This is a genomic window from Vibrio sp. 10N.286.48.C11 (assembly GCF_041469805.1).
Taxonomy (GTDB): domain Bacteria; phylum Pseudomonadota; class Gammaproteobacteria; order Enterobacterales; family Vibrionaceae; genus Vibrio; species Vibrio crassostreae_C.
In genome coordinates, this window is the sequence record NZ_JBFRLK010000042.1 from 1 (window position 1) to 3,305 (window position 3,305).

At 39.2% G+C, this 3,305-nt stretch carries 4 protein-coding genes and 1 pseudogene; 1 reads left to right on the top strand and 4 read right to left on the bottom strand.

Annotated features, from left to right (window positions below):
- From AB4209_RS12135 to AB4209_RS12150, 4 genes and pseudogenes are all read right to left on the bottom strand, one after another.
- Window positions 1-409, bottom strand: a pseudogene (locus AB4209_RS12135) (hypothetical protein); the annotation flags it as partial.
- 1 nt (window position 410) lies between these two features.
- On the bottom strand, window positions 411-650 hold the full coding sequence (gene mobC / locus AB4209_RS12140; RefSeq protein ID WP_372056003.1) for a plasmid mobilization relaxosome protein MobC: 240 nt from the start codon (window positions 648-650) through the stop codon (window positions 411-413).
- 84 nt (window positions 651-734) lie between these two features.
- Window positions 735-2,269, bottom strand: a protein-coding gene (locus AB4209_RS12145) for an IS3 family transposase (RefSeq protein WP_372055997.1) whose coding sequence is annotated in 2 segments (ribosomal slippage) — window positions 735-1,816 and window positions 1,816-2,269 — 1,536 coding nt in all. Because the reading frame shifts where the segments join, the coding sequence is not laid out codon by codon here.
- Window positions 2,270-2,394: 125 nt separating this feature from the next.
- Complete coding sequence (locus AB4209_RS12150) at window positions 2,395-2,559, bottom strand: hypothetical protein (protein WP_372055999.1); 165 nt, start codon at window positions 2,557-2,559, stop codon at window positions 2,395-2,397.
- A gap of 371 nt (window positions 2,560-2,930) precedes the next feature.
- Between AB4209_RS12150 and AB4209_RS12155 the strand changes: the two genes are divergently transcribed.
- A complete protein-coding gene (locus AB4209_RS12155; RefSeq protein ID WP_372056001.1) occupies window positions 2,931-3,266 on the top strand; it encodes a hypothetical protein in 336 nt (111 codons plus the stop codon).
- The last annotated feature ends 39 nt before the right edge of the window (window positions 3,267-3,305 follow it).

Sequence of the window (3,305 nt, forward strand, 5' to 3'; positions counted from 1 at the left end):
AATTACGCAACAAAGCCTCTGTCTGAGGAAAGAGCATAAATGGAGTTTCATTGAACTTGGGATCGTAGAGTTCACACGCTTCAACAGCTAGTTTTTGCAGTTCTTCAAGCGTGTATTTCTCATCGTCTTCTTTTGAAAAAGAGATCATTGAATGTTCGTATAGATAGGATTGACGAGAGTTCTTAGATAGCTTTGAGTTAGCCTCAACAGACATGATAAAACTGTCTTTTAATCGTTTATATTCGTCTTTGTCGTTGACGTTCAAACAAAAGCCACAGTTTGACTCAACACCGATCAGTCTTGGGTTCTCTGGGCTGTTTAAGCCTTTCTTATCGACTGAGTTGTATCTTACTGTTCCGTGGAGTCCTCTTAATGTTTTTCCCTCATGTAATACTCTAAATACTGCCATTCTATAACCTCTTTTTTAGTATCTTTACATTGTTAGTCAAGTGCCTCTTTGCTTTGATTAATGCCATATGATTTGTTTGAAATTCTGCAATTTGTTCTTGTGATAATCTGCCTTGCTGATTAGCAATTTTTGCCAGTTGATTCAAGTTAGTAGAGAATTTTATTAGGAAATTAACTACTTTTATACAATGACCATCTTCATCAACATATACTTTTTTTACTTCTGTTCCGTTCTGGGACATGTAAGCCAAGATAGTTTCTTCAAAATTATCAAAGTCTCCAAGTTCCGGTGTTTTTCAAGGTAGTTGTCATCATTTGCTTACTTATTAAGCAGCTTCTCTTTCTGGATTTAGGTGAACGTCACCAACAGGCGCACAGTTCCTGATATCACCAGACCACCGCTCAGGCTTTCGCTGTTTTGCAGCGAGCAATACCTCTACACGACGCTTCAAGATCTCTTTATCTTTTCCATTGTGACGCTCTGAAGGCGTGACGTAATTTAGCTGACTGTGCTTGTGCTCGGTGTTGTACCAGCGTACGAAGGCTTCAACCCAACTTTGGCTACTATCGATTGTTTCAAAGCCCTTCGTTGGGCAGCTTGGCATGTACTTTACCGTGCGGAACAATGACTCAACATACGGGTTATCATCACTGACTCTTGGGCGACTATACGATGAAGTAATACCTAACTCTTCCATTTTGGCTTTGAACGTCAACGACTTCATCGGCGCACCATTATCGGAGTGAAGAACCAGAGCTTGATTGAAGCACTGCTCTCGCATCAACGTTCGTTGCAGAAGTTGTGACGCCAGCTCAGCGCATTCATGCTCATACACTTCATAACCAACAATTTTTCGACTGTAGATGTCCTCAATGACATACAGGTAATAATGTTGGCCTCGAACTTTTGAAGGTAAGTAAGTGATATCCCACGTATAGACTTGGTTTGAGTCCGTCGCTGTGTAACTGGTTGGCTTCGCTTGCTTCTGTCTGCTCCGCTGACGACCTCGCTTGTGAAGTTGCCCCTGCGTACTCAGTACTCGATAGTAGCTCGACTCAGAGGCGATATACTCACCTCTATCAAGCAGTGTCGGGACGATTTGAGTTGGAGGCAAGCTTGCAAACTCAGAGCGGTTACACACCTCGATTATCGCATCACGCTCTTCCTGCGACAGCTTGTTAGCAGGCTCAGGTCTGAGGCATATTGGCCTTTTGTCAGCTTGAACTTCACCTTGCTGATACCAGCGACGATACGTTCTCAAGTCGATTTGAACTTCATGGCAAGCTGGCTCTAAACGACACCCGCATTGCTTCGCTTCAAGGATAAGAGTCACTATGGTCTGCCTTTCATCGGTTGAGGTTAGTCGTCCTCTGGCTCTTCCCCGTAAAAGGCTCTCAGCTTTTTTCTTAGTACCAAGAGAGCGGCCGTTTCAGCGAGTGCTTTTTCTTTGAGTCGTAAATCTTTCTTCAACTCTTTGATTTCAAGTTTGTCAGCTTTAGCCTGCTTCTTTGCTTCAGCTTCCTGCTCTTTACTCGACTTAAACCCTTGCATACATTCGCTGCGCCAGCTTTGGATTTGCTCTGGAAAAAGACCTTTTTCACGACAATATTGGCTGAGTTCACTTTCTGTCATTGAGTAGGTTTCAGCGACAATGGCAAGTTTAGTTTGAGCTGACCACTGCTCTGATGAAGTGTTGCTATTTGGCACGGCGGCTCCTGAACGTCTGAGTTGCTGGCGCCAATGATACAGGGTCGCAGTGCTAATTCCTTCCTCTTCCGACACTTCTTTAACTGACATTGAATAGGGAGGTAATAGCTTCTTCAATATAGCTTCTTTTCTTTCTACTGAGATACGAGACACAATTACTCTTTATCGCCCAAACTGGTTAAATTTTAACAGTGACAACTACCCTGCCAGATAGGGGTTATTTTAATTCTTCTAAATGTGTTTTTGTTTCTGTTGAAAGTCTTAAATGTAAACTTGTTTTATTTGCTTTTCGCTTGCCTTCTTTTTTCATTTTTCACCTCGTTGTTTAATTTATTTTTTATTTCTAATTCTTCTTCATGGTTTGCATTTACCAGCATGATTATTATTTCAAGATGTTTTAATTTAGATGGTAAATATTCTTTTTCATACATAGTTTCTTTCATGTTTTTCCTCCAAATGTAATGCGGATTCTTTTAAATTAAATAGTCGATAAACCAAATGCTAATGCGGTATATACTGTTTAATTCAAATAAAGCCTTTTGCGAACATTTGCATATTTATCGTTAGATAAATCAAGTAAGTGGGTTCCCCACTTCCTACTTGCAATATAACAATATAAAAGTTAATCTCTACATTATATAAATACCATTCAACTTCTTGTTGTCAATTATCACAAAAATATTTAGAAGCCTACAAGGTGTAGATTTTCATGTAAACACCTATTGATAACATTATAAATATAAAAATCATCTGTACCGTTCTAGATGACAATGTTAAAATCCAACGTGAATATTTATAACGCACAAGGAATATTATGAGTAAAATAATTAAATTGACACTAGTCTGTGGTTTAACTAGCTTATTTTTAACTGGGTGTGGTAGCTCAACAGAAGAAGAACAAATTGCTTGGATTAACCAGTGGGAAAGTTCTACTCAATATGGTGAAGCAAACCATAGAAAAGCGCTTGAAAGCATTAAGACTTGCTACAAAGGTGCGGGGGTTAAAAGTATAACGTCTATGATGACGGATTCGCAAAACAAAGAGTTCACTGAATGCAGGTTAGATTTTGTTAAATCTCAAGCAGATGAAGATGGAATTACCTTAGAAGATGAAATCATTATATCCAACATGTATGAATTTCAATTTTAAACATGATTCAAAAGAAAAGCCCGATTTCAGATAATAACT